Source organism: Parafrankia sp. EAN1pec (genome assembly GCF_000018005.1).
GTDB classification, from domain to species: Bacteria; Actinomycetota; Actinomycetes; order Frankiales; family Frankiaceae; genus Parafrankia; species Parafrankia soli.
This window is the reverse complement of the sequence record NC_009921.1, coordinates 3,968,167-3,987,780: the sequence shown is the minus strand read 5'-3', so window position 1 is coordinate 3,987,780 and position 19,614 is coordinate 3,968,167. Positions and strand designations below refer to the sequence as shown.

11 protein-coding genes are annotated in these 19,614 nt (G+C 71.3%); 1 reads left to right on the top strand and 10 read right to left on the bottom strand.

What is annotated here, in order from left to right; all coding sequences use genetic code 11:
- Positions 1-6 precede the first annotated feature (6 nt).
- From FRANEAN1_RS16300 to FRANEAN1_RS16255, 10 genes are all read right to left on the bottom strand, one after another.
- Positions 7-786 carry a sulfite exporter TauE/SafE family protein gene (locus FRANEAN1_RS16300; protein ID WP_020460906.1) on the bottom strand — a complete coding sequence of 260 codons (780 nt, stop codon included), beginning with the start codon at positions 784-786 and terminating at the stop codon, positions 7-9.
- Between the two features lie 27 nt (positions 787-813).
- Positions 814-1,407, bottom strand: coding sequence for a rhodanese-like domain-containing protein (locus tag FRANEAN1_RS16295; protein ID WP_020460905.1), 594 nt, complete (start codon positions 1,405-1,407; stop codon positions 814-816).
- The gene (locus FRANEAN1_RS16290; RefSeq protein ID WP_020460904.1) at positions 1,404-2,804 is read right to left on the bottom strand and encodes an MBL fold metallo-hydrolase; all 1,401 of its coding nucleotides are present in this window, start codon (positions 2,802-2,804) and stop codon (positions 1,404-1,406) included. The genes FRANEAN1_RS16295 and FRANEAN1_RS16290 overlap by 4 nt, the downstream gene beginning before the upstream one ends.
- Before the next feature lie 201 nt (positions 2,805-3,005).
- A complete protein-coding gene (locus FRANEAN1_RS16285; protein ID WP_041254262.1) occupies positions 3,006-3,275 on the bottom strand; it encodes a metal-sensitive transcriptional regulator in 270 nt (89 codons plus the stop codon).
- A gap of 131 nt (positions 3,276-3,406) precedes the next feature.
- Positions 3,407-10,069, bottom strand: a complete 6,663-nt coding sequence (locus tag FRANEAN1_RS16280; RefSeq protein ID WP_020460902.1) for a type I polyketide synthase — start codon at positions 10,067-10,069, stop codon at positions 3,407-3,409.
- Positions 10,070-10,203: 134 nt separating this feature from the next.
- On the bottom strand, positions 10,204-11,529 hold the full coding sequence (locus tag FRANEAN1_RS16275; protein WP_041254260.1) for a beta-ketoacyl synthase N-terminal-like domain-containing protein: 1,326 nt from the start codon (positions 11,527-11,529) through the stop codon (positions 10,204-10,206).
- A gap of 92 nt (positions 11,530-11,621) precedes the next feature.
- On the bottom strand, positions 11,622-12,338 hold the full coding sequence (locus FRANEAN1_RS16270) for a response regulator (protein ID WP_041255994.1): 717 nt from the start codon (positions 12,336-12,338) through the stop codon (positions 11,622-11,624).
- Positions 12,339-12,464: 126 nt separating this feature from the next.
- Positions 12,465-14,099, bottom strand: coding sequence for a GMC oxidoreductase (locus FRANEAN1_RS16265; protein ID WP_020460899.1), 1,635 nt, complete (start codon positions 14,097-14,099; stop codon positions 12,465-12,467).
- A gap of 241 nt (positions 14,100-14,340) precedes the next feature.
- Positions 14,341-14,493 carry a hypothetical protein gene (locus tag FRANEAN1_RS41110; protein WP_157472666.1) on the bottom strand — a complete coding sequence of 51 codons (153 nt, stop codon included), beginning with the start codon at positions 14,491-14,493 and terminating at the stop codon, positions 14,341-14,343.
- Positions 14,494-15,752: 1,259 nt separating this feature from the next.
- Positions 15,753-16,958 (bottom strand): RNA-guided endonuclease TnpB family protein, encoded by a 1,206-nt coding sequence (locus tag FRANEAN1_RS16255; protein WP_041255992.1) that lies wholly within the window; start codon positions 16,956-16,958, stop codon positions 15,753-15,755.
- A gap of 669 nt (positions 16,959-17,627) precedes the next feature.
- On the opposite strand from FRANEAN1_RS16255, the gene groL reads away from it, so the two are divergent.
- Positions 17,628-19,256, top strand: a complete 1,629-nt coding sequence (gene groL, locus FRANEAN1_RS16250) for a chaperonin GroEL (RefSeq protein WP_020460896.1) — start codon at positions 17,628-17,630, stop codon at positions 19,254-19,256.
- Positions 19,257-19,614: the final 358 nt, after the last annotated feature.

Sequence of the window (19,614 nt, the reverse complement as noted above, 5' to 3'; positions counted from 1 at the left end):
GCCGGCTCAGCCCCCCGCCGACGGGTTCAGCACAGCCTGCGCCACGACGAAGGCCGCCACGGCGAAGACCAGGTAGGCGAACCAGCGGCGCAACCGGTCGGCGGGCAGCCGGTCGGCCACGCGCCCGACACCCAGCGCACCGACCACTGCCGCGCCGGTGAACGCCGCCACGACGGGAACATCCAGCGCACCGTCCCCGGCGTGTGCGGCGAACCCGGCCACCGCGTTCGTCACGATCACGACCAGCGAGGTGCCGACCGCGGCCGGCATCGGCAGGCCCAGCAGCAGGACCAGGGCCGGGATGATGAGGAAGCCGCCGCCGACCCCGAACAGGCCGGTCAGGAACCCCACGCCCAGGCCAGCGCCGAGCGCTTTGGGGAGGCAGCCGCGCCAGTTCGTCCCGCCGCCGGGCAGCGCGCAGTCGCCGCCGAGCCTGGAGCGCCCCCGCAGCATCTGGGCACCGGCGGCCACCATGAGCGCGGCGAAGCCGATCAGCACGATGGCCGGATCGAGCCGCCGGTTCACCGCGGCGCCGACGAAGGCCGCGGCCGCGCCGGTCACACCGAAGACGGCGGCGATCCGCCACCGCACCTGCCCGGCCCGCACGCGAGCCACCGCGGCCGTGGCCGAGGAGATCCCCACAACGAGCAGGGACGCCGGCACCGCCGCGCGCAACGGCAGCCCGGCGCCGTAGACCAGGGCCGGCACGGCCAGGACCGACCCGCCGCCACCGAACAGCCCGAGCAGCGCACCGACGATCAGGCCCAGTCCCAGCGAAGTAGTCATCGGATACCCGGCCCCGATCCCGGCCGCTTAGGCCCGGTCGCCGGCGAGCGCGGTCAGGACGGATTCCAGATCGGCCCGCGGCCCCCGGTTGTAGGGCAGCCGCGCGAGGAGCGTGCCCATCAGGCAGGTGTCGGTCAGCGCGGCGATCGTCAGCCCCGCGCCGATCACCGCCGCCAGCCAGGTCACCGGCGGCACCGCCACCCCGACCAGCACCGACGCGAGAACCACCGAACCCGCGACCAGGCGGACCTGGCGTTCCAGCGCCCAGCGCGGGCGGCCGGCACGCACCGGGGCCTGCGCGGCCTGCCAGGCGACGATCCCGCCGTCGAGCACCCGCAGGTTCGCCAGGCCGGCGGCGGCGAGCGCCTGTTCCGCCTGCCGGGCCCGGGCACCGGTACGGCAGAGGAGCACCGCGCCCGCGCCGAGGTGGCCACGCAGCTCGTCGCGATGCTCGCGAAGCAGATCGAGCGGCACGTTGCGGGAGCCGGGGATGTGGACGGCCTCGAACTCCCCCGACGTGCGCACGTCGATCAGGCGCGGCGGCGGGCCTGCCACCGTCATCAGCTCGCGCAGGCTGGCGACGTCGATGTGGGCCGTTCTGGCGGCATCGTGGGTGTTCATTCCGCTCCCTCCCCGGAGACGATCGGCAGGCCGGCGTCGGCGGCAGCGGTGTAGGAGTCGTCGATGAACGCCGCGGTGCGGCCGGCGCGGGCAAGGAGGCTGGCGGCGGCAGCGGCGCGGTACCCGGACCCGCAGTACACCCACACGGCTTCGCCCGGCACCTCCCCGAGCCGGCCGGGCAGCTCGGGCAGCGGGATGTGCACGGCCCCGGCAAGGTGTCCGTTCCGCCACTCGTTGCGCAGCCGGACGTCCAGCACGACATCGGGAGCGGGCAGGCCACGCGGCGGACGTCCGGCCAGCGCCGCGGCCAGCTCCGGGTACGTCGCCGAAGGCAGCGGGCCCAGGCGCGACTGGTCGCCCGCGGCCCACTGCTCGGGGGTGCCGGTCGCGGCGGCCGCCGGGCGGTCGATGCCGATGCGGGCCAGCTCCCGCTGTGCCTGGCCGATCTGGGCGTCGGACTCGCCGAGCAGCGTCACCGGCATCCCCCAGCTCATCAGCCAGCCGAGCCAGGTCGACATCGGACCGTCCAGGCCGAGGCTCAGCGTCCCGGTCAGGTGCCGGTGCGCAAAGGCCTTCCGGGACCGCAGGTCGACCACCCACTCGCCGGCCGTGATCCGGGAGCGCAGCTCGCCCGCGTCGGCGACCCTGACCGGGGTGAGATCCACCAGGTCGGCCCCGCCGGCGTTCCGCGCGCCCATGTGGGCGTAGTAGGCGGGGAACGCGTCCAGGCCGGCGAGGACCTCGGTGACGAAGTCGTCCGCCGCCAGCCGCAGCACCGGATTGATCGTCCGTTCCTGTCCGATGGTCGACGCGGGAACGTCGGACTGGCTGGCCGAGCAGAAGCTGCCGAAGCCGTGCGTCGGCCAGACCTGCGCCCCCTGCGGCAGCAGGTCGGCCAGCCGCCGCGCCGACGCGTGCTGGTGCCGGGCAAGGGTGTGCGCGTGCTGGGCGCCCAGCAGGTCGGTGCGGCCGGTGGTACCAAACAGCAGCGACCCGCCAGTGAACACCCCGGCCGGGCCCTTCGGGCCGTGGAGCAGGAACGACAGGTGATGAAAGGTGTGGCCGGGGGTGGCCACCACCGTCATCGCGGCCTCGTCGGAGATCGTGATCTCGTCGCCGTCGGACAACGGCAGACGGTCGAAGTGGACGTCGTCGGCCGCCGCCACCCCGTAGCGGGCGCCGGTCACCCGGGCCAGCGCGAGCCCGCCCGAGACGTAGTCGTTGTGCAGATGGGTCTCCACCACGTGACTGATCCGCACGCCGATCCCGCCGGCCAGGGCCAGGATCCGGTCGATGTCACGCTGCGGGTCGACCACCACCGCCAGCTGGCCGTCGTGCGCCAGGTAGCTGCGGTCGCCGAGCGTGGAGGTCTCCACGACCTCAACGGCAATCGTCATCTCATCCATCCACCCTTCGTTTGCCGCCGGGGATACCCATCCAGATACCCCCGGGGGTATATCGACGACAGAGTTGGGCCATGGCAACGCCGAGGGATGGGCGGCACAGCCACCCATCCCCCATCGAGCCGGTCGAGCAGGTAGGGGTCGAACCGGTCAGCCTGGCGGGTCGACCGACGTCACGCCCTCACGACAGGGCTCTCACGACAGGGCGAGGAACAACTTCTCCAGCTGTTCCTCGCTGAGCGGCGGCTGCTCCCCCCGCTCGCGGGCGGCCTGGCACTGCCGCATCCCCGTCGCGATGATCTTGAATCCAGCCCGGTCCAGCGCCTTCGAGACCGCGGCAAGCTGGATCAGCACCCGCTCACACTCGTCGCCGTTCTCGATCATGTTGACCACGGCGCCCAACTGACCATGCGCCCGCCGCAACCGCGTCAGAGCATCCGCGAGCACCGTCGCGTTCATCTCCACCTGACCACCTCCGCGCCGCCACTCTATATACCCCGGGGGGTATTGGCCACAGCTGCGGACCCTCGGGCCGCACGCGTGAACCGCCGGCGCCGCCCATCAAGCAGCGCCGACGGTTCAGTTCGCAGCGGGTCTTATTCGCCGCCGTCGAGCGGGAGCTTCGTGTGGTCGGCGAGGCCGGCGGCGAGAGTCGCGACGGTGTCGTACTTCCAGATGAAGTTCCCCGGCAGGGAGATCCCGAGCCCCGGTTCCAGGCGGGACCGCAGTTCGAGAGCCAGCAGCGAGTCGAAGCCGAGGGACCGTAGCGGGATGTCCGGGTCGAGCACGGACTGGCCCAGCCGGAGGACGGCCCTGAGGTGCTCGGTCAGGTACGCCTCGAAGGCCGTGCGCCGCGGGAGGCCGGGAGCCACCGCGCGTATCCCGGCCAGGACAGCGCCCGGCCCGTCCGCGACTGCCGCGGCGGCACCCCCAGCGCCCGGAACGGCCACGGCGCCCCCGGCGGCGGCCGACGAGGCGTGCTCGTCGTCGACGAACCGGGCGAACAGCGACGAGGAGCGGCCCGCGGCCGGAATCCAGGAGCCCGGCTCGCCGGGGAGCACACCCGCGCGCCGCCGCCCGTGGACGAGCAGCGTCTCCAGCGCGGCGAGCCCGGCCCGCACCGGGATCATCGCGTACCCACGCTCGGCGAAGTCGGTGGCGGCGCCCACCTCGGCCCACGGCCCCCAGTTGACGACGGTGGTCGCCAGCCCCTGAGCGCACCGCCAGTCGGCGAAGCCGTCGAGCCAGGAGTTCGCGGCGGCGTACGCGCCCTGCCCGGGGTTACCGAGCAGGGAGGCCATCGACGAGTAGAGCACGAACCAGTCGAGGTCCGCCCCGGCCGTCGCCTCGTGCAGCCGCCACGCGCCGAACGTCTTCGGATGCCACACTCGACGCACCTGGTCGGCGGTGATCGTGGTGAGGGCGGCATCATCCAGAACCATCGCTGCGTGAACGGCGCCACGCAGCCGGCCGCCCCCGGCGGTGGCGGCGGCGACGAGGCGCTCCGCCACACCGGGCTCGGCGACGTCGCCGAGCACCACCTGGACGTCCGTACCGCCCGCGACCAGTTTCGCGATGCGCTCCCGGACCTCCTCGGCGGGCTCGGACCGCCCGTTGAGCACCACTCTGGCCGCGCCCTTCTCCGCCAGCCAGGCGGCGGTCTCCAGGCCGACGCCGCGCAGGCCACCGGTGACGATGTACGAGCCGTCCACGCCGACCGGCGACGGCGGCCCGTCGGGCAGCACGGCCTCGGTCACCGCGTCGCCGGGGACCTCGAGCACGACCTTGCCGATGTGCGCGGCACCGGCCATCAGCCGAAACGCGTCCGTGGCGGCCTCGAGCGGGTAGGTCGTGACAGGCAGCGGCGCGAGCTCGCCGGCGGCGAGCGCCGCCGTCAGCTCCCGCAGCATCCGGGCGACCCGCTCCGGCTGGTGCCGGTAGAGCTCGATCAGGTTCACCCCGGCGAAGGTGATGCTGTTACGGAACGGCGCCAGCCCGAGCGCCGAGTCCGCGAGGATGTCGCGCAGCCCGAGCTCGACGAAACGTCCGAAGGGCCGCAGGCACTCCATTCCGGCGCGGATCGCCGGCCCCGACAGCGAGTTGAGCACGACGTCGACGCCCTGCCCGCCGGTCGCGGCCAGGGTCTGCGCGCTGAAGTCGACCGAACGCGAGTCCATGACGTGGGTGATGCCCATGCCGCGCAGATAGGCGCGTTTCTCCGGGGTGCCGGCGGTGGCGAGGACCTCGGCTCCCAGCAGCCGCGCGACGGCGATCGCGGCGAGACCTGTCCCGCCGGTGCCGGAGTGGATCAGCACCCGCTCGCCAGCCCGCAGCTGGGCGACGTCCCGCAGCGCGTACCAGGCGGTGAGGAAGCCGGTGGGGATGCCCGCGGCGGTGGCCGGGTCGAGTCCGCCGGGTACAGGCATGGTCAGGTCGGCGTCGATGGTCAGGAACGAGCCGAACGCGCCGCCGTCGGTGAAGTTCACCGCGAGTACCGCGTCGCCGGGCCGGCGGTCGGTGACGCCCGGCCCGACCGCCGTGACCACGCCGGCGCACTCGAAGCCGATCGGTGTCTGCGGCAATGCCCCCAGGCAGATGAGGACGTCCCGGAAGTTCAGGCCGGCGGCCTGGACTCGGACCTCGACCTCGCCGTGCCCGGGTGGGCGCCGGTCAGTGGCGACGAGCCGCAGGTCGTCGAGATTCCCGTTGCCGGGCGGCTGCAGGGCGAACCGATCGTGGCCGTACCGGACCGTACGCCGCCCGGCGGCACCACGCTCGGCGGCGGTCACCGGCGCGGGGGTCAACCGGGCGACGAAACGGACACCGGCCCGCAGCGCGACCTCGTCATCGGCAGGGCCGGAGTGGGCGCCGTGGACATCGCCGAGCAGCTCGGCGACGACGGCCGTCACATCCGGGCCGGGATCGGCGTCGATGTGGGCGGCGCGCAGCTCGGGGTGTTCCAGCGTGAGCACCCGGAGCAGTCCGCGGATCCCGCCGTGATCAAGATCAGGGACCGCGTTCCCGCCCAGGGCGTGTGCACCTCGGGTCACCACGGTCAGGCCGGGCGGCACTCCGGGCAGCTCGGCCAACGCCGCGGCGACGCCCAGCACCGTCATGGTCTGCTGCTGCGCCCGCGCCGGATCTGCCGGGAACGGCGGGAACGGCGGGCCGGCCAGGGCCGACGGGTCGACCTGGGCACCAGGCACTGGCTGCGCGGTCGCGCCGTCGAGGACGACGACCACCCGCCGGCCGACGGCTCCCCCGTCGTCCCCGGTGAGGGACGCCGCCCAGGCCCGCCGGGCGTCATCGGGACCGGGCAGCGGCTGGACGTCGACGTCCGCCCCGGCGGCGGACAGGGCCGTGCCGAGCGCGCCCACCGAACCGCTCGCGTCGCCGAGCAGCAACCATCGGCCGGCGGCCCGCGGCTGGGCCGGCTCCGGGCGGGGTGACGGCTCCCAGTCGATCCCGTAGATCCAGTCCCCGGAACCGTCGAGGCGACGCTGGCCGTCCTGGTGGACGAGTCGCATGCCGTCGATGGCGACGACGAGCGCGCCGGCCTCGTCCAGCAGGCGGACCTCGCCGGTGAGAGTGCCCGTCCCGGTGGCGTCCAGGCGGGCGTGGCAGTAGCGCACGGTCGCCGGATCGCCGTGGATCCGGATGCTGTCCGTCCCGGCAGGCAGCACCAGACCACCGGACGCCGACCCGGCGACCAGGCCGGGCATGCAGGTCAGCAACGTCTGGGCGGCGGCGTCCAGCAGCACGGGGTGCACGGCCAACGCGTCCTCGGTGGCGTACGCCTCGGTCGGGATCCCGATGCCGGCCCAGGCGCTCCCACCGTCCTCGGACAGGTGCAGATCGGACAGCGCCGTGAACGCCGGGCCGTGGTGAATGCCCCGCTCCCGCATGGCCTCGTACAGGCGCGCGGGGCCGACCCGTCGGGGATGGGCACCGGCGAGTTCCGCCAGGCCGCCGGCGGCGGTGTCCGGCGGCGGGTCGTCGTCGGCGCACGTGACGGTGGCGGCCATGTGACGGGTCCAGGCGCCGTCACCGTTCCGCGCGTGGATCTCGCACTCCGCCTCACCGGGGCCGGTGACGGCGGCCGTCATCGTGATCTCGGTGTGCTCGCCCAGGTAGAGCACCTCCTCGAAGGCGATGCCGGTGACCCGCACCCGGGCCGGCCCCACCTCGAACACCTCGGCGGCGGCGGTGACCGCCAGCGAGCAGTAGGCGGCGCCGGGCAGTACCACGCGGTCGTGCACCAGGTGGTCAGCCAGCCAGGGGATGACCGCGGTCCCGGTGTCGGCCCGCCAGACGTGGCGCAGATGCTCGCCGGGCACCACCAGGTGCTCCCCGGGCAGCGACCGGTCCACGGCCTCCCGGCCGTCGAGCGCCGCCGGCCCGCCACGGCCACCGGCGGCCGACGGAGCCGCCGCCGGAGCCTCGCGGTCCGCCCAGTGGCGCCGGCGGTCGAAGGAGATCGTCGGCAGGTCCACGAGGTCGCCGGTCGGGTAGAGCACGGACCAGTCCACCGGAACTCCCGCGCAGTGCGCGGTCGCGAGACTGGTACGGAAGGCGGCCACGCCGTCCTCGTCGCGACGCAGCGTCGGCAGTACCACCGGCTCCCGCCCGGCCGCGGCAAGGATGTCGGTGACCGACCGGGTGACGACCGGATGCGGGGAGATCTCCACGAAGACCCGGTGCCCGTCGGCCGCGGCCGCGGTCACGGCGTCGCTGAAGCGCACGGTACGGCGCAGGTTCGCGCACCAGTAGGCGGCGTCGAATTCGTGCTTCCCCCGCGGGTCCTCCGCCGCGGTCGAGTAGAAGCGGACCTCGGCCGGCCGGGGGCGCAGTTCGGCCAGTTCCGCGGTGAGGTCGGCGAGCAGCGGGTCGACCTGGGGTGAGTGCGAGGCGACGTCCACCGCGATCTGATGGGCCGCCAGGCCACGCGCGGTCCAGTCGGTGACTAGATCCCTGATCCTGTCCGCGGCGCCGGAGACGACGGTGGAGCCGGGAGCAGCCAGGACCGCGACAGCAACCTCGCCGCTCGCGCCGGCCGCGGCGAGCTCCGCCTCGGTCGCGTACCGGTCGAGGCCGACGGTGGCCATCGCGCCGAGGCCGGCCACCCGGGTGAGCAGACGGGAACGGCGGCAGATCACCCGGACACCGTCGGCCAGGGTCAGCGCGCCGGCGACGACAGCCGCGGCCGTCTCCCCCATCGAGTGACCGATGACCGCCGCGGGCTCGACACCGTGGGCGCGCCACAGCGCGGCCAGCCCGATCTGTACCGCGAAGAGCAGGGGCTGCACCCGGTCGCACCCGGTGACCGCCTCCCGGCGGCGCAGCACCTCCAGCACCGAGAAACCGGCCTCGGCGGCGATGAGAGGGTCGACCTCGGCCACCGCGGCCGAGAACACCGGCTCCGCGTCCAGCAGGTCGGCCCCCATGCCCGCCCACTGCGAGCCCTGGCCGGAGAACACCCACACCGCGCCGCGCCGCACGCCCCGGGCGGCGGCCCCGGAGACGACGTTGGGGACCAACCGGCCGTCCGCATAGGCGCGCAGGTCCCGGATCAGATCCTTCCGCGAGGCCGCCACGACAGCCAGCCGGCCGTTCCCGGGGGACCGCCTGCGCGCCAAGGTGTAGGCGACGTCCCGCAGACCCGCACCCCGGGCAGGCGCGCCGGCACCGGCCGCAGGATCGCCTCCGGTGGCCGCGTCATCTCCGGGCTCGCACTCCAGCCAGTCCGCGAGCCGCGCCGCGGCGGCGGGCAGCACCGCGGGCGACCCGGCGGGCACCAGGACCACCTCCGGCCCGCGGGCCCCGCGGGCCCGGACGGCCGACGACTGGCCGTCTACCCGGCCGGACTCGTGTTCGGCCCGTGCCGGAGTACACGCGGCTGGAATCGGGGGACGGCTCACCCCGGCCGTGGCCTGTTCGAGCACCAGGTGCGCGTTCGTCCCGGAGAACCCGAACGAGGAAACGGCGGCCAGCCGCGACGGCGCGGCGCCAGGCCAGTCGGTCAGCCCGGTGGGCACGAAGAACCGCGACCCGTCAGCGTCGATCGCCGGGTTCCACCGGGTGAAGTGCAGGTTCGCCGGTATCTGGCCGTGCCGCAGGCACAGCACCGCCTTGATCAGGCCGGCGACACCCGCCGCGGGCTCCAGGTGCCCCAGGTTCGTCTTCACCGAACCGAGCGCGCACCGCGCGCCATCGGTGCCGTAGGCGCGACTCAGTGCGGCGAACTCGACGGGGTCGCCGACCTTCGTGCCGGTGCCGTGCGCCTCCACCAGCCCGACCTCGGCCGGGTCGACCTCGGCGCGCCGCAGCGCGGCGGCCGCCACCTCGTACTGGGCCTGCGCGGAGGGAACGGTCAGCCCGTCGGTGCGGCCGTCCTGGTTCACCGCCGACCCGCGGATCACGGCCAGGACCCGGTCACCGTCGCGGTTGGCGTCGGCAAGCCGCTTCAGGACGACGACACCGCAACCTTCGCCGCGGACGAACCCGTCCGCAGCGGCGTCGAAGGTGTGGCAACGGCTCGTCGGCGAGAGCATGCCCATCCGGACGAACGACTTGGTCACCCGGGGCCACAGCATGAGAGTCACCCCGCCCGCGAGCGCCACCGTGCATTCCCCGGACCGCAGGCTCTGGCAGGCGAGATGCACGGCGACCAGCGACGACGAGCAGGCGGTGTCCACCGACATGCTGGGCCCGCGCAGGCCGAGCAGGTAGGAGATCCGGCCGCCCGCCACGCAGATCCCGTTGGTGAGGACCGAGCCCTCGAGCTCGTCCGGGTGCCCGGCCAGCCGATCCATGTAGTCGGTGTAGCTGAGCCCGGTGAACACGCCCGTCGGCGTGGCCTCGAGCTGGTCGGCAGGGAGACCGGCGTTGTCCAGAGCCTCCCAGGCGACCTCGAGCAGCAGCCGGTGCTGCGGGTCGAGGACGGCGGCCTCCCGATGTGAGACGCCGAAGAAGTCGGCGTCGAAACCGGACACGTCCTCGAGGTAACCGCCCTGGCGGGGAACGGAGCGGCCCGCCGCGGTCAGGACAGGGTCGACGAACGCGTCGGCCTCCCACCTGCCCGCAGGTGGATCGCCGACCGCGTCCCGTTCCTCCACCAGGAGCCGCCAGAGTGCGGCCGGCGAATCCACGCCGCCCGGAAGGCGGCACCCCATCCCCACGATCGCTATGTCATCCCGTTTGACGCAGGATTCCTTGTCGGCGGCCGTGGTATTCGACCACGCGTCGGCAAATACGCTCATTCTCGGTCGGTCCGTGCCTCTCTACAGATGTGCGGCCGAATCGGCCACACGGCCCCGGTCGCGCGAAACGGCCGACCGAGGTCCCAGGCCGGTCTCAGCAGGTGTTCAGGTTTTCAGATATTCAGGAACCATCGTCAGGAAGCATCGGCGGAACTCATGAGGATCACGCTCTTCAGGCCGCCGATCTGGTAGGTGAAGCTCAGCGCGTGATCGAACCGCAACGGCCGCGGCCGCGTTCCCGGAATCGGATCGAAAGGCAGGCCCTCGATCGGCTGCTCACAGTTCGCGGTGGGGCACGCCAGGCTTTTCTCCATCATGAGGAGAGTCAACGCCAGGCCGAGGTTTCCGGACTGGGCCCCGCTGTGCCCGAAACACGCCTCCTGCGAGCTGAGAAGAACCGACGGGACCGCCGTCCCGTACAGTTCCCGGACGGCGTTCGCCTCGGTGTTCGTGACGTTCATGTCACCGTCGCTGCCACCGTTGATGTACGGAATCTGGTCGATGCTCCAGCGGTTCCCGAGACACTTGCGCACCGCGGCGACCAGTGAGGCGCCCGAGTCGTCCAGCGACAGCGGGCTGGCAAGGCCGTCACGTGTGGTGGCCTGCGCGATCAGGCGCCCGTAGACGTGTGCTCCGCGCCACTCGGCGTGCTGGCGGCTCTCCAGGACCACGGTGACCGAGCCCTCGCCGAAGTTCACGCAGTCGGCGCGGACGTCGTAGGGGCGCATCGGCCGGTCCATCGACGGCAGCGTCTCGGGCAGGGTGTCCGCGCCGGGCTGCGGGCCGCCGCGCGTCGCGGCGAGCAGAAGCCGCTGCGCGTTGCGCATCAGGTCCATGCTGAACGCGTCGACACCGGTGACGACCGCGATGTCGACCTCCCCGGCGGCGATCATCCGCAGGGCGTTGCCGAGCTGGATGGTGGAGGAGGAACAGCCACAGGAAACCGTGAAGCTCGGGCCCATCGACCGGGCGATCGACGCCTGCAGGAGCGTGACGTCGTACGAGGTGATGCCGAGCTGGGCCCGGATGAACAACGCGGTCGCGGCGTCCGCGGAAAGCGTCTCGGGTGTCGCCTCGTGCAGGGCCCGATACGGGTCGACGTTGTCGTCGAGCCCCCCTCGCCCGGTGAGTATCGCGGCGTGACGCAGGGCGCCCGCCCGAAAATCGATCTTCGCGTCCGAGCAGGCCTCCACGAAGGAGAGAAGCCCGAAGCGGTGCGACTTCGTGAGCTGCGCCGAGTACAGCTTGGGAATCTCCGGAAGCCGCTCCTCGAACATCTCCGGCGCCAGGTCGACCCGACCGTGGTAAATACCGTCCTTGACCAGGCAGGAACGCCCGTTCGACGCGATGTCCCACACCTCCTCGGCGGTGAGGACCGGACCGTCTTCGCCGGGGAGGCAGAAGCCCATTCCGGTGACAAGGACGTCCCGATCGCCACGGTCAGCCGGCTGTGCGCTCACTTCGTCCACTCAGGTCTCCAACATGGTCGGCATCTTGACACACAAGATCGCGCACCATCAGGGAGAAGTCACGATTTCGGTCATAGTGTTCTTTATCTGGTCGAAGCGACGCGGACGTCTCGCCATTGGTACAGGTGCTCCGGCCGGCCGGGCCGCCCGTACCGTTGCGTCCGGCTCGTGAGCCGCTGATCGGTGAGACGCTCCAGGTATCGACGCGCCGTCACCCTGGACAGGCCCACAGCGCTGGCGATCTCGTCCGCCGACATCGGCCCGGCCGCCTGCCGGAGGTAGGCGACAACCGCGTCGAGAGTCGCGATCGACGTGCCCTTGGGCTGCTCAGGCCACAGGGTGGTTCCGGGCCGCAGCGCCGCGAGGGCCGCATCCACCTCACGCTGGCCGATCGGGCCGGTGCGCCCCAGCATGAGCTCGCTGCGGAACGCCGCATAGCACTCAAGCCGGCTCCGGAACGCGGCGAAACCGAAGGGCTTCACCAGATACTGGACGGCCCCGTAGGCCACCGCCGCGCGCACGGTCGCGACGTCCCGGGCCGCCGTGACGGCGATGATGTCCGGCACGGCCCCCCGGCACCGCAGCGTGCGACACACGTCGAAGCCCGTCATGTCAGGCAGGGTGAGATCAAGCAGCACGAGATCGTGGTCGTCACGGGTGAGCTGCCGCAGGCACTGGGCGCCGGTGTGGCTCACCCCGCTGACGGTGAAGCCGGCGAGCTTCTCCACATAGACGCTGTGGGCCTCAGCGGTCATCGGGTCGGCTTCGACGATCAGCGTGCGAATCCGGCCGTCGGGCATACGCTCACGCTCCAGGTGCAGGCGTCGGACATCGGGCATCGGGCGGGGAGCGCCGCCCTCACGGCGGGAACCTGGACGGCTCCCGCCGGATGCGGCCGCGCGGAGGCTCAGGAAGCGGTGGTGCCGTCAGAAGACACGTCCGACGTCCTCACGGATGATCGTGGACATGCTGTGCTCGGCCAGGGCCGCGATCGTCATGGAGGGGTTACAGGCACCGGTGGAGCCCGGGATCCGCGACCCGTCGAGTACGTAGAGGCCCTTGTGGCCGATGATCCGGCCGTACAGGTCGACCGCCGATCCCATCGGCACCCCGCCCAGGGCATGCCAGGTCGAGTTCGCCTGGGCGTTCGTGTCGATCATCATCCCGCCACCCGCGGCGACGATCGCCTGCATCCGGGCGGCGATCTGGGTCTGGAGCGCGGCGTCACCGGTCGCCGGCCAGGTGAGCCTGGCGTCATCCGTGTTCGGGTCGTAGGCCCACGTGCCAGCGGCGTCGACGATCCCGAAACCGACGACCGTCATCAGCTTCACGCCGCCGGTGTCGGCGGGCGCACCCGCATGGATGACGGTGGCCGGAATCGGCCCCTGTGTGTCCCGGCCGCCCACACACGCCGGGCCGCCCTGCCGGGTGCCAGGATCACCGTTCATGCCGACCCAGGCGTAGATCCGATCACCGTTGTTTCCCCACTTCGTGCCGATGGCGTCGGGGAGGTCGGGCACCAGCCCCTTGGCTCGCGCCTTGACCAGGAGCCGCGTGGTACCGGCGGAACCGGCGTTGAGGAACACCGCGTCCGCGGTGATCCGCTTCCGCTCCTGCACGGTGCCGCCGGTGTCGATGCGGTCGACGGAGAGCACCCAGCGGCCGTCCGGGTCCATCTGGACGTCCCGCACCACGTGCAGTGGGCTCACCCGTACCCGGCCCGTGGCCTCGGCCGAGGCCAGGTAGGTGACGTCGATCGAGTGCTTGCCGCCGTTGTTGACGCCGAAGACGATGTCGCTGGTGGTGTAGGTCGGCTCGTACTGACCGGTGAGCTCACCCCGGACGTAGCTCCAGTCGACCGGCAGCGGAACCCGGAACGGCTCCAGGCCGCTGTTGGCGGCCACGTCCAGAAAGAGCCGGGACGACCGGTACTGATCCGCGTTCAGCACGTCGTTCGGCACCGTGGAGACGCCCAGCATGGTGGCGACGGTGGGGTAGGCCCACCGGTTCAGGTCGCGGTAGAGACTCGCGGCCTCCGGGATGGATGCCGCGAAGTTCTGGCTGGTCGGCTGCAGTGTCATCCCGTGGTACACCAGCGAGCCGCCACCGACGCCGGCACCGCAGTTGACCGTTATGCCGTCGCCCGGCAGGCTCTCGATCACTCCGGTGTAGGGCGTCCAGGTCTTGTCCACGCCCGGGGTCGTGCTGTGGTCGGTCAGCCAGGCGGACCGGTTGTCGATGTTCGCCCAGCGGCAGAAGGTCGTCGCGTTCGGCCCCGTCGACCACCGCAGGCCACGCTCCAGGACAAGAGTGGGCACTCCGGCCTGTGCCAGCCGCAGCGCGGTCACGCCGCCGCCGAATCCGCTGCCGATGACGACGGCCCGCTCCCGCTGCTCGGTGACGGCCGCGTCCGCCGGGGCTGTGGCGGCCCGTGCCCGTCCGCTGCCAGGGCCGGCCGCCAGCCCACCAGCCGCAGCCGCGCCAAGCGCCACTGTGCCGAGGATCCTCCGGCGGGTCAGCCCCGGGCCGGATTCCAGAGGTGTGGAAGCGTTGTCAGACATGGTGTCTCCATCTCTTCCGTCGCACTGCGAAAGGCCGCCGCCCCGTATCGGCGGTGCGATGTATGGATCCAAGGGAACGCAGTGGTTCGGCCGGTTCCGGGCCTGCCGGCGCGCCGAACAGAGGCCACTCGGCGACCCCTAAGGACCTATGGCACACAGAAATCAGTTGGACGTTTTTCGCGCAGGCGCACAGGGCCGCCTGAACCTCCCCATCCAGCGGCGCAAAAAAGGATGCGTCAGCTCACGACACCGGTGCGCGGCGCGGTGCAATGTGGAAAATGGACAGCAACCACTGCCCGGACAGGCGATTCGAAGTTCCCAGCGCCGGCGCGGCGCGCTCGCGATCTTCGACATCCGCCCGCGCCACGAAACCCGCCGCGGGAAAAATCACCACGCGGACACAACACCATGCAACTCAGGCGGTCACGCATGAGCACAGGCAGCGTAACTACCCCGGACGACCTCCGCGAAAAATCAACACCCGCTCATCCGTGGCAACACTCCACCTCGAACCACCGTCGGATACCGGTCGCACCGCCCCCGCGATGCGACCCATGCCGGCCAGCACAGGGTCGTGCATATCGCCCGCGCCCCGTCCCACCTCTCCCTTCGAACACAGACGACGCCAGCGCGGCTGTCGCTCTCCGAATTGCCGACCCGGTCGTCCATGCCGCCTCCAGCACTCGACTCCGGGATGGCGCCCAGTATTGTGAGCGATCACTTTTCTGTCAACTGGTCGACCTACGAGCATGCATTTCCGCAGTTGGTCGGCCGATTCCGAACCGCTTGAAGATCCATACCCGGCTCGCGTTCGGCACGCGCGACGAGCAGGATGCCGGCACAGGTCATATCCGCGGGTGACACGGATGGCCGACCAGCCGATGGTCGCCCTTCTTCGCGATGACCGAGGTCAGGGATGTGGCCGCCGAGCACCCGCCACATTCGCGGGGCAGCTGGTGGCCCATGCCGTCGAAGATCACCGGCTTCGCGTCAGGCGCGGCCGCAGCCACGTCGGGCCCGCCGCACCCGGAGCAGCCGGCACCACGCGGCACAGCGTGGGCGCCGTCAACGGCGAGGCCGGCGAGCGCACCACCACCTAGATAAGTGCTCGCTCATTTACTAAGGTCCAGTCACGTCAGGGTCGGCTCTCATGACGGAGTTCGGTCTCCTCACGCCCGTCCTGTCACTTGTGCCGGGAACGCATCCCGGCTGGGAACGGGACGGCGGGTCCGATGACGTGCGCCGGATCGCGGAGGCGGCGGACAGCCTCGGCCACGACTACCTCACCGGTTCGCCGCCCGGACCGCAGATGGCGCATCTCGTCGGTGCGGTTGACCCGGCTCCGCTCGAACTCCGTCCCGCACCTGGAGTCCGATCTCGACGTCACTCTCGACAGCGACACCCTGTCCGCGGTTTCGCAACGGCAGTAACAGGAGATCATCCAGCAGGGCGTCGAGAGGCCCGGGGACGCCCGTCGGTACGGCGCGCGTCGTCCCACGGGTGGTCGCCCCAGGTACCCGTTTCGCAATGGCGCGCGAGCCTGGCGAGATAGTAGCGCCACAGATCGGTCACAGCGAGACCGAGAAGTTCCGGAAGGTTCTCGTGCCGCAACTTGACGTCCTCCCTCGCGTGGACCGCAGGGGATTCCAACTCCTACACACCCACCGGAAGGGGTACGCGGTGTTGAGGTTCGCGGTTCGCGGGCACGGCCAGCGCCGTGCCTCCCCGCGCGGTCACGGCCCGTCCGGCCGCGATGTTCCCAACCGCGATGTTCATAGCCGCGTTGACGTCGGCGTTGGCCGTGTGCCCGCAGGCCAGGCACCGGAAGACCGCTTGGCTCTCGCGGTTCCCGGGCGCCCTATGCCCGCAGGCCGAGCAACGCTGGCTCGTGTACGCGGCGGGGACTTTCTCCACCCGGCCGGGGGCCTTCTGCTCCAACCGTGCGACGAGCAGACCCCAACCGTGGGCGAGGATGCCCCGGTTCAACCCGGCCTTCTGCCGGACGTTGCTTCCCGGCGCCTCGACGGTGCCCCGGGCAGAGCGGGTCATCCCCCTGATCTTCAGGTCCTCGCCCCGGATCACGTCGAACCGACGAGCGAGATCCGTGCTGGTCTTCTCGACCCAGTCCTTGCGCCGGTCAACCTCCCGGGCACGCAGCCGTGCGATCCGGGCCTTGACGCGCCCGCGCCGCCGCGACCCACGCCTGGCCCTCGACAATCGGCGCTGCAACCGGACCAGCCGCCCCTGCTCCCCGGCTCGCAGACCGGGACAGGACAGCAGCTCCCCGGTCGACAGCGCCGCCGACACCACCACCCCACGGTCCACACCGACAACCTTCTCGGTTCCCGGCGCGGGAATCGGATTCGGGGCCACGGCGAACGCGACATGCCAACGGCCCGCACGATCCCGCGTCACCCGATACGACCGCGCACCCGACACCTCACGAGTCCAGCGAAACCGCACCCAGCCCACCTTCGGGACACGCACCCACGCCCACCGACGATTCACCCGCCGGACGTCGCCCGGTCTCACCGCCACAATCCGGAACCCCTCACCACGCCCACGCCTACGGAAGGTGGGCCTGCGATGCGAACCGCGGAAGAAGTTCGCCATCGCCGTCGCGAAGTCACGCAAAGCCTGCTGCTGCACGATGACACTGCCCGCCGCCAGCCATGGATTATCCGACCGGGCTTCGGTCAACTGCCGGTTCTGCTCCACATAACCTGGCGCCCGACCACACCACAGCCGGTACCACGACTGTTGCTCGACCGCGAGGTTCCACACGAACCGGGCGTGCCCACAGTGCACCAGCAGAGCCTCTTCCTGCGCCGCGTCGGGATACAACCGGAACCTGGACACGACCACACCATAACATCACCGCACGACGACGAAGAATCCTAAAATACCGCTACCGGATGACCCACGCACCCACCTCACCGAAATCACGAAAAAAGACATCTACTTTCTCAACATCAAGATCATCCATCTGTTGCATTGCACTTTTCGACGGCGGTCTGCCTGACGGCGGATCGCCTGCCCCTGCCCCGCTCCGCGGGACACCGGATTCCTCCCCGGTCTGAAGGCCGGGGCATCCTCCGGGAGCTCAGGTGACGGGTTCAAGCGGCACTGGCACTGAAGGGCTGGACGGCGGGCCCGACCAACAGGGTTGCCCACGAGGCGGAGCACCTCGGTGCCGACCTGCCGGCTGCCAGCGCGGGCACCGGCGCGGGCCGAACGCAGGCGGACCCAGGCCTTCCCCCTGCGAATTCTCGCGCCGGGCGGGATCGGTGCCCGGCGCGGTCGCCAGTACACCGCGCCCTTCCCTTCGGCTCGATCACGCGGGGTGGTGAGGGCCTCGGTTCCGGGGGTGCCGAGAGCTATACAGTGGCTGGCACTCAGCTAGGTCGAGTGCCAACCTCCGGAGCGACGGGTGCCTGGGCCACGCGAGCCCATCGTCTTCGTTGTCAGGCACCCGCCGGCGGCCGGCACTCCTCCGCATGGCCCAAGCCCAGGAGGAAACACCCCAATATGCCGAAGATCATTGCCTTCGACGAGGAGGCACGGCGCGGCCTGGAGCGCGGCATGAACCAGCTGGCCGACGCGGTCAAGGTCACGCTCGGCCCCAAGGGTCGCAACGTCGTCCTCGAGAGCAGGTTCGGCGTCCCCACGATCACCAACGACGGCGTGAGCATCGCCCGGGAGATCGAGCTCGAGGACCCGTACGAGAAGATCGGCGCGGAGCTCGTCAAGGAAGTCGCGAAGAAGACCAACGACGTCGCGGGTGACGGCACCACCACCGCGACCATTCTCGCCCAGGCTCTCATCCGCGAGGGCCTGCGTAACGTCGCCGCCGGTGCGAACCCGATCGCTCTGAAGAAGGGCATCGAAACCGCCGCTGCAGCCGTCTGCGCGGAGCTCTCCAGCGTCGCGAAGGACGTGGAGACCAAGGAGCAGATCGCCTCGGCCGCCTCCATCTCCGCCGGTGACCCTGCCATCGGCGCCATGATCGCCGAGGCGATGGACAAGGTCGGCAAGGAAGGCGTCATCACCGTCGAGGAGAGCAACACCTTCGGGCTCGAGCTCGAGCTCACCGAGGGCATGCGCTTCGACAAGGGCTACATCTCGCCCTACTTCGTCACCGACACCGACCGCATGGAAGCCGTCCTCGACGACCCGTACATCCTGATCACCAACAGCAAGATCTCCGCGGTCAAGGACCTCCTCCCGATCCTGGAGAAGGTCATGCAGGCCGGCAAGCCGCTGGCCATCATCTCCGAGGACGTCGAGGGCGAGGCCCTGGCCACCCTGGTCGTCAACAAGATCCGCGGCACGTTCAAGAGCACCGCGGTCAAGGCGCCGGGCTTCGGTGACCGCCGCAAGGCCATGCTGACCGACATCGCCGTCCTCACCGGCGGCCAGGTCATCTCCGAGGACATCGGCCTCAAGCTCGAGGGCACCACCGTCGACCTGCTCGGCCGGGCCCGCAAGGTCGTCATCACCAAGGACGAGACCACCATCGTCGAGGGTGCCGGCGACGCGGACCAGATCGCGGGGCGGGTCAACCAGATCCGCGCGGAACTCGACCGGGCGGACACCGACTTCGACCGCGAGAAGCTCCAGGAGCGGCTGGCCAAGCTCGCCGGCGGCGTCGCGGTCATCAAGGTCGGCGCGGCCACCGAGGTCGAGCTCAAGGAGAAGAAGCACCGCATCGAGGACGCCGTCTCGAACGCGAAGGCCGCGGTCGAGGAGGGCATCGTCGCCGGCGGTGGCGTCGCGCTCCTGCAGGCCTCCACCAGCGCCTTCGAGAAGCTCGACCTCTCCGGTGACGAGGCCACCGGCGCCCTGATCGTCGAGCGCGCGCTCGCCGCACCGCTGCATCAGATCGCCGCCAACGCCGGTCTCGAGGGCGGCGTCGTGGTCGAGAAGGTCCGCGGTCTCCCGACCGGGCACGGCCTGAACGCCGCCACCGGCGAGTACGTCGACATGATCGCCGCCGGGATCATCGACCCGGTGAAGGTCACCCGCTCGGCGCTGCAGAACGCCGCGTCCATCACCGGCCTCTTCCTCACCATCGAGGTCGTGGTGGCGAACAGCCTGGCGGACGCGGCGGCGTCCGCGTCCGCGGATGCCGCCGCCTTCGGCGACATGGGTATGTAACCGCGTCACCAGCTCGTCGGCGGACCGGCCTGCACGGTCGGCCCGCCGACGCCACTGTCCACCGCTCGTCGACGCTGTGCGCACCGCGGCAGCCGCGTTCGAGAGCTCCCGCTTGGGAACTTGGGAATACGGCGCGGGCAGATGGCCTCGCCGAAGAGGTTGTCCGTCCATCGCGGACAAAAATGGGCAGGGGAAAATACCAGCTCCCCGCCGCTTTCAACTTATAGCACGTGGGGGGACTTGCGTCAAGACCCAGGTTGTGCCGCAGAATAGCCAGCCGAGGCCAGATGCCGAGCAGAATCCAGCCGCGCCCGCGAGCGCCAGAATTTGGATCTGAGGTCGCGAGCCTCAGGTCGGA